7 protein-coding genes and 1 pseudogene are annotated in these 6,918 nt (G+C 63.7%); all 8 read left to right on the top strand.

What is annotated here, in order from left to right:
* The coding region (locus EN943_RS33205) for a topoisomerase C-terminal repeat-containing protein (RefSeq protein WP_206522857.1) at positions 1-824 on the top strand (824 nt) is incomplete at its 5' end.
* A 6-nt stretch (positions 825-830) separates the two neighbouring features.
* Complete coding sequence (gene rnr, locus EN943_RS33200; RefSeq protein ID WP_127416163.1) at positions 831-3,149, top strand: ribonuclease R; 2,319 nt, start codon at positions 831-833, stop codon at positions 3,147-3,149.
* 11 nt (positions 3,150-3,160) lie between these two features.
* Entirely contained in the window at positions 3,161-3,595 is a 435-nt protein-coding gene (locus tag EN943_RS33195; protein WP_206522858.1) for a DUF983 domain-containing protein, read from the top strand.
* A gap of 86 nt (positions 3,596-3,681) precedes the next feature.
* On the top strand, positions 3,682-4,422 hold the full coding sequence (locus tag EN943_RS33190; RefSeq protein WP_127416161.1) for an NUDIX hydrolase: 741 nt from the start codon (positions 3,682-3,684) through the stop codon (positions 4,420-4,422).
* Between the two features lie 55 nt (positions 4,423-4,477).
* On the top strand, positions 4,478-5,656 hold the full coding sequence (locus tag EN943_RS33185) for an MFS transporter (protein WP_023810543.1): 1,179 nt from the start codon (positions 4,478-4,480) through the stop codon (positions 5,654-5,656).
* 111 nt (positions 5,657-5,767) lie between these two features.
* Positions 5,768-6,225 (top strand): annotated as a pseudogene (locus EN943_RS33180) (hypothetical protein).
* Positions 6,226-6,379: 154 nt separating this feature from the next.
* Positions 6,380-6,547 carry a 50S ribosomal protein L33 gene (gene rpmG / locus EN943_RS33175; protein WP_006201775.1) on the top strand — a complete coding sequence of 56 codons (168 nt, stop codon included), beginning with the start codon at positions 6,380-6,382 and terminating at the stop codon, positions 6,545-6,547.
* Between the two features lie 169 nt (positions 6,548-6,716).
* A partial coding sequence (locus tag EN943_RS38040; RefSeq protein WP_127416160.1) for a hypothetical protein occupies positions 6,717-6,918 on the top strand: 202 nt, incomplete at its 3' end.

The raw sequence follows: 6,918 nt of genomic DNA, 5'->3' as shown, positions 1-6,918 counted from the left end.
GCCCGAAATGCGGCACCGGCAATCTGTCGCTGAAGCTCGGCAAGTTCGGCGCCTTTGTCGGCTGCTCCAACTATCCCGAATGCTCCTTCACCCGCCAGCTCGGCGACGCCGCCAACCCCAATGGCGAGAATGGCGGCGGCGAGGACGGCACCAAGGTCATCGGCAAGGATCCCTACACGTCAGAGGAAATCACTCTGCGCAGCGGCCGCTTCGGCCCCTATCTGCAGCGTGGCGACGGCAAGGAAGCCAAGCGCTCCAGCCTGCCCAAGGGCTGGACAGCAGAGTCGATCGACCACGAGAAGGCGCTGGCGCTGCTGTCATTGCCGCGTGATGTCGGCCAGCATCCGGAATCCGGCAAGCTGATCTCGGCCGGGCTCGGCCGCTACGGTCCGTTTGTGCTGCATGACGGCACATACGCCAATCTCGAAAGCATCGAGGACGTGTTCTCGATCGGCCTCAACCGCGCCGTGTCGGTGATCGCCGAGAAGCAGCTGAAGGGCAAGGGCGGCCGCAATGGCGGCACTGCCGCAGCGCTGAAGGAGCTTGGCGACCATCCCGACGGCGGCGGCAAGATCGTCGTGCGCGACGGCAAATACGGGCCATACGTGAATTTCGGCAAGGTCAACGCCACCCTGCCCAAGGGCAGGGATCCGCAGTCGGTGACCATCGAGGACGCGCTGGCGCTGATTGCCGAGAAGGAAGCCAAGGGCGGCGGCGGCAAAAAGCCGTTCCGCAAGGCGGCAGCGGCCAAGGCGCCCGCAACCAAGAAAACGGCGGCCAAAAAGCCGGCTGCGAAGAAGCCGGCCGCGAAGAAAAAAGGGTAGGACAGCGTGGCGCGCAAGATCACCGGTAGAACCCACGGCGATCCGCGCACCGCCGACACCAGGGCCAAGGTCAAGGACGACTATCGGCCGTCGCGTGACGAAATCCTGCGCTACATTGCCGAAAATCCCGATCGCGCCGGCAAGCGCGACATCGCCAAGGCGTTCGCGCTGCGCGGCGACGACCGCATCTGGCTGAAGGACATTTTGCGCGACCTGCAGGACGAAGGCGTCCTCACCAAGGAGCGCAAGGGGCTGGCCCGCGTCGGTGCCCTGCCCCATGTCACGGTCCTCGATATTTTCGACCGCGATGCCGATGGCGTGCTGTTGGCGCGCCCAACCGAACACACAGCCAATGGACCGCCACCCATTGTTTCCATCCGCCTGTCGCGCAGCGGTGGTGGACCGGCGCCGGGCATTGGCGACCGCGTGCTGGCCAAGACCTTTCCCGCCGACGAGACGAATGTCGCCCTGGGTGGCCCCGCCTACACCGGGCGCGTGGTGAAGATTTTCGAAAAACGCACCGACGCCGTGCTCGGTATCTTTCGCATCCTGCAGGACGGCACCTTCCGCATCGAACCGGTGGAACGGCGCCAGCCCGAACTGATCGTCGACAAGGAATTCCAGAACGGCGCCAGGAATGGCGACCTGGTCGAGGTCGAGCCGGCGCGAGCCTCCCGTTTCGGCTTGCCGAGAGCCAAGGTGCTCACCGTGCTGGGCTCTCTGACCAGCGAAAAGGCGGTCTCTATGATCGCCATCCATGCGCACGACATTCCGCATATCTTCCCGGCCGACGTCATCGCAGAATCCGAAGCCGTCAAACCGGCGACGCTTGACCATCGCGAGGATTGGCGCGACCTGCCGCTGGTCACCATCGATCCGGCCGACGCCAAGGACCATGACGACGCGGTCTTCGCCGCGCCGGACCTCGACGAGAAGAACCCGGGCGGCGTGGTCGCCACCGTCGCCATCGCCGATGTCGCCGCTTATGTGCGCTACGGCACGGCACTCGACCGCGAAGCGCTGAAGCGCGGCAATTCGGTCTATTTCCCGGATCGTGTCGTGCCGATGCTGCCCGAGCGCATCTCCAACGATCTCTGCTCGCTGCGCGAAGGCCAGGACCGTCCGGCATTGGCAGTGCGCATGATCTTTTCGGCCGAGGGCCGCAAGCTCAGGCATACCTTCCATCGCGTCATGATGAAGTCGGCGGCAAAGCTCGCCTACCAACAGGCTCAGGCGGCGATCGACGGTGCGCCGGACGACAAGACAGGCCCGATCCTCGAAACCGTGCTGAAGCCACTGTGGGACGCCTATGCGATCCTGAAGCGCGGCCGCGATGGCCGCCAGCCGCTCGAACTCGATCTGCCGGAGCGCAAGATCGTGCTCAAGCCGGACGGCACCGTCGATCGCGTCATCGTGCCGGAGCGGCTCGATGCCCACAGGCTCATCGAAGAATTCATGATCCAGGCCAATGTCGCGGCGGCCGAGACGCTCGAAGCGAAGAAGCAGGAACTGGTCTATCGCGTCCATGACGCGCCATCGCTGGCCAAGCAGGAATCGCTGCGCGAGTTCCTGCAGACCTTGGGCCTGTCACTTGCGCGCGGCGCGCAGATGCAGCCAAGCCAGTTCAACGGCATTTTGGAGCGCGTGCGCGGCGCCGACAATGAAGGCCTGGTCAACGAAGTGGTGCTGCGCTCGCAGAGCCAGGCCGAATATTCGCCAAAGAACATCGGCCATTTCGGTCTTAACCTCAGGCGCTACGCCCATTTCACCTCGCCGATCCGCCGCTATGCCGATTTGATCGTGCATCGCGGACTTATTGCCGCACTCGGCCTGGGTCCGGGCGGGCTGACGCAGGACGAAGCGGCACGCCTAGAAGATGTTGCGGTGCTGATTTCAGGAACGGAACGCCGCGCAATGGCGGCCGAGCGGGACACGGTCGACCGCCTGATCGCCGCCTATCTGGCCGAACGCGTCGACGACCGTTTCGACGCCCGCATCTCCGGCGTCACCAAATCAGGACTATTTGTCCAATTGCCGCAGTACGGCGCGGATGGTTTCATCCCGGTGTCAACTCTGGGTGGCGATTACTATATATACGACGAAACGGCCCGCTCCCTGTTCGGAGAACGCTCGGGCAAAGGCTATCAGCTCGCGGACCGCGTCGAGGTCCGACTCATCGAGGTGGCGCCGATGGCCGGCGCGATGCGCTTCGAGATGTTGACCGATCCGAAGCCTCTGCCGGGCTCCAAGCGGTCGTTTCACAAGGCCAAGGGCCGCGCCCGCGCGTCGCAATCGCGACCGGGTTCGCGCGGCAGGAGACGATGATGACAACAGCCATGGAAGAACAGGTTTTCGGCGGAGAACGTCACTCGGGCCGGGCCGCGCGTCCGCTGTGGACGGCGATGAAGCGTGGCCTGCTCGGCCGCTGCCCGCATTGCGGCGAAGGCAAGCTGTTTCGCGCTTTCACCAAGACCGTCGACACATGCTCTGTCTGCGGCGAGGAATTGCATCACCACCGCGCCGACGACCTGCCCGCCTATCTCGTCATCGTCATCGTCGGCCACATCGTGCTCGGCGCCTTCATGGGTGTTGAGGCGACGTCGACGTTGTCCACATGGCAGCACATCGCCATCTGGGTCCCGCTGACCATCCTTTTGTCGGTTGCGCTGCTGCAGCCGGTCAAGGGCGCCGTCATCGGACTGCAATGGGCCTTCTATATGCACGGCTTCGGCGGCGAACACGACGTGATCGAGCCGCATCCCGGAGCCTAGGCCGCAGCCAAGAATGCTGCCTGGCGCAACATACCGACCGTGAAAGGCCACTTTCGCTTGCCAGAAGTTTCCGCTAGGTCCTGCGCATGGACGGTATGACCAAGGCGGAAGTCGATAGGATCGAGCGGAGCATGATCGCTCATAGCGACCGGCCAATTCGTCCGCGCGACGCGGCAACCCTCATCTTGCTCGACCGCAAGGGCGACGAGGTGCTGGTTCTGATGGGTCGCCGCCATGCCGGCCACGCCTTCATGCCAGGCAAGTTCGTCTTTCCCGGCGGCCGCACCGATCCGGCCGACAGCCGCATCCCGGTCGCCGCCGCATTACACCCGGAGCAGGAAGCCAGGCTGATCGCCGGGCCGGGGCGCACAAGCGCCGCACGAGCCCGCGCCATCGCCCTGTCGGCCATCCGCGAAACCTATGAGGAAGCCGGGCTGCTGATCGGCCGCAAGGGTGCTTTCGCAACCCCCAGGTCCGATTGGCAAGGTTTTGCCGAGCACGGCGTGCAACCCTCGCTGGACATGCTGCGCTTCGTCGCGCGCGCCATCACGCCGCCCAACCGGGTGCGCCGCTTCGACACCCGCTTCTTCAGTGCCTGGCGTGACGACGTCGCGGTCGAACTGCCCGGTGGCGGTCCGACCAACGAACTGGAAGAGCTGGTCTGGTTGCCGCTTGCCAAGGCCAGGGAAGCCGACATACCCGACATCACCCGAATGATCCTGGACGAGCTGGAAAAGCGGCTCGCCCATGATCCGCTGTTGCGTCCAGGCGGCCCCGTGCCTTTCTACCGGCTTGTCCGCAGCCGCTTCATCCGCGAACTTCTCTAGAGCACTTTCCCTAGGGAATTGCGTAAGATCAAACAGGCAGAGTATTCAGCATCCCATGACGGTCGATACCCAACCACAGGGCGACGAACGCGTACACTGGCTGCCGATGGTGGCGGCGATCTCGTCCATCAGCGTCGTCGGCATCGCCATCGGCCTCGGCATGCCGCTGCTCAGCGTCATCCTTGAAACGCGCGGCCATTCGGCTTCGATGATCGGCCTCAACACCGCCGTTGCCGGCCTCGCCTCGATCGCCGGTGCGCCGCTGGCGACCCCGCTCGCCATGCGCTTCGGCGTTGCCTGGACCATGATCGCCATGATCGCCGCCGGCGCTCTGGCCTTTGTCGGCTTCCATTTCGCACCCGATTTCTGGATGTGGTTTCCGCTGCGCATCGTGCTGCACATTGCGCTGACGGTGCTGTTCATCCTGTCCGAATTCTGGATCAGCACCTCGGCGCCGCCGCACCGGCGCGGCCTTGTCCTGGGCATTTACGCCACTGTCCTGTCGCTCGGCTTTGCCGCCGGACCGTGGCTGTTCGCCCATCTCGGCAGTTCCGGCTTCAGGCCGTTCGGCGTCATCATCGCGTTGGTGACGCTGGCGGCCATACCCGTGCTGGCAGCACGCAACGAGAGCCCTTCGATCGCCTCGGACGGCGAAACCAGCAATTTCCTGCGCTACATCTGGCTGGTGCCGTCGGCGACCGCTGCCGTGCTGGTGTTCGGCGCGGTGGAAACCGGCGGCTTTGCGCTGTTCCCGATCTACGGCAGCCGAATCGGCTACTCCGAAGCCGATGCAGCCCTTCTGCTGACCATGATCGGCCTCGGCAATGTGTTGCTGCAGATCCCGATCGGCATGATCAGCGACCGCGTCAGCGATCGCCGCTACCTGCTGATTGCCTGCGCGACGGTCGGTCTTATCGGCACCGTCTTCATGCCTTTCTTCGCCCAGAATTGGCATTTGATGGCCGCGCTTCTGTTCGTCTGGGGCGGCGTCGTCGCTGCCATGTACACGATCGGCCTCGCCCATCTCGGATCGCAGCTTTCCGGCCATGAACTGGCGTCGGCCAACGCCGCCTTCGTGCTGTGCTACGGCGTCGGCATGGTGCTCGGCCCGCAGGCGATCGGCATCGGCATGGATGCGTTCGGCCCGTCCGGCTTCGGCTGGTCGCTCGGCCTGTTCTTCGCCGCCTATATCGCTTTGGTCGCCGTCAGGTTGGTTCGCAAGATCCTGCTGTAGCGCGACTGCGGCCTGCCATGCATTTGGCACGGCACGGCGACAGGCTGCTGACAGAACCGTGTCAGGAGCGCAGGGCTAAAAAGGTGTCCCAAAACTCTTGAGGACACTTCCATGATCGACAGCGGCTTTGAAACCACATCGCTACGAATGACACTGCTTCTGCTCGTGACCTTCCAGGCTCCGGCCGCCGACGTCGACCGCATCATGGATGCTGTGGTGGCGATTGCGCCGCTGGCCATGGGCAAATATGACCGCAATGCCTATCAGTCGGCGCACGGCATCGAACGCTACAGGCCTCTTGACGGTGCGGCCGCCGGCGCCGAAACCGAATTGCGGCGGCGGCCAGGCACGGTCGAGGTTTCTTTCGAACTGCCGGACGATCAGGCGCTGGCCGCCCGTGTCGTCGAAGCGATTTTCCAGCACATTCCTACCAGGAACCGGTGATCCGCATTCAACCGATTCTCGCCAGCCGTTCCAAGGGACTGGACGACCGCGCCAATCCGAATCGCTGGTGGAACACGACCGGGGACTGGAAGAAGGTTGCGTCACCGGCGACAGAAACCGCATGATTTCCGTTCACCAGCAGGCTCAGGCGGGTCGCACCAGGCTTGCCGGGCTTGACTTTCCGGGCGCGTTCTTTATGTGTCGCGCCAAGTTTCCCGCGTCCGGGTGTTTCCCCGTGCTCCAGCGGCCAAAACCCCACGAACAAACGGACTGATTATCATGGCCAAAGCCGCAAACATCAAGATCAAGCTTCTGTCGACCGCCGACACCGGTTTCTTCTACGTGACCAGCAAGAACAGCCGCACCAAGACCGACAAGCTGTCGTTCCGCAAGTACGACCCGGTCGCCAAGAAGCACGTCGAATTCAAGGAAACCAAGATCAAGTAATCTGGGTTTCACGCTGCAATGCCGAAACGCCGCCCATAGGGCGGCGTTTTTCGTTTGTACCCAGTTGATTTCGTTGCATCAGCAGAGATTCCAGCCAAAGGATTGACCCTTCGCCATGGTTGCGGCACCCTTGGCCGTGGGTTGGGTGTCACGAACAAGGCGCCTATGGATGTCGAAGAAGTTGAAAGCTGCAATCATTGCAGCCCTTGTCGCTCTGGCTGCTGGCTTCGCCGTCAGCAACGGGCTGATAAGCCAGCAGACAGCCGATGAGATCAAGGCCAGGACTGACCAGGTTCTGACTGAGGAAGAGGCCGCACCGCCTGCACCTCAGCCTGACAGCCCCGCCCCGCCTTCCACGCAACCCGCACCGC

Origin of the sequence: Mesorhizobium sp. M7A.F.Ca.US.006.01.1.1 (assembly GCF_003997935.1) — a bacterium.
Taxonomy (GTDB): Bacteria; Pseudomonadota; Alphaproteobacteria; order Rhizobiales; family Rhizobiaceae; genus Mesorhizobium.
Note: the sequence above shows the minus strand (reverse complement) of the source record. Positions and strands in the feature narration are given on the sequence as shown.

Coding starts and splice junctions, on each gene's coding strand:
- rpmG (WP_006201775.1), top strand. CDS start 6,380: ATGGCCAAAGCCGCAAACATCAAGATCAAGCTTCTGTCGACCGCCGAC.
- EN943_RS33195 (WP_206522858.1), top strand. CDS start 3,161: ATGGAAGAACAGGTTTTCGGCGGAGAACGTCACTCGGGCCGGGCCGCG.
- EN943_RS33190 (WP_127416161.1), top strand. CDS start 3,682: ATGGACGGTATGACCAAGGCGGAAGTCGATAGGATCGAGCGGAGCATG.
- EN943_RS33185 (WP_023810543.1), top strand. CDS start 4,478: ATGACGGTCGATACCCAACCACAGGGCGACGAACGCGTACACTGGCTG.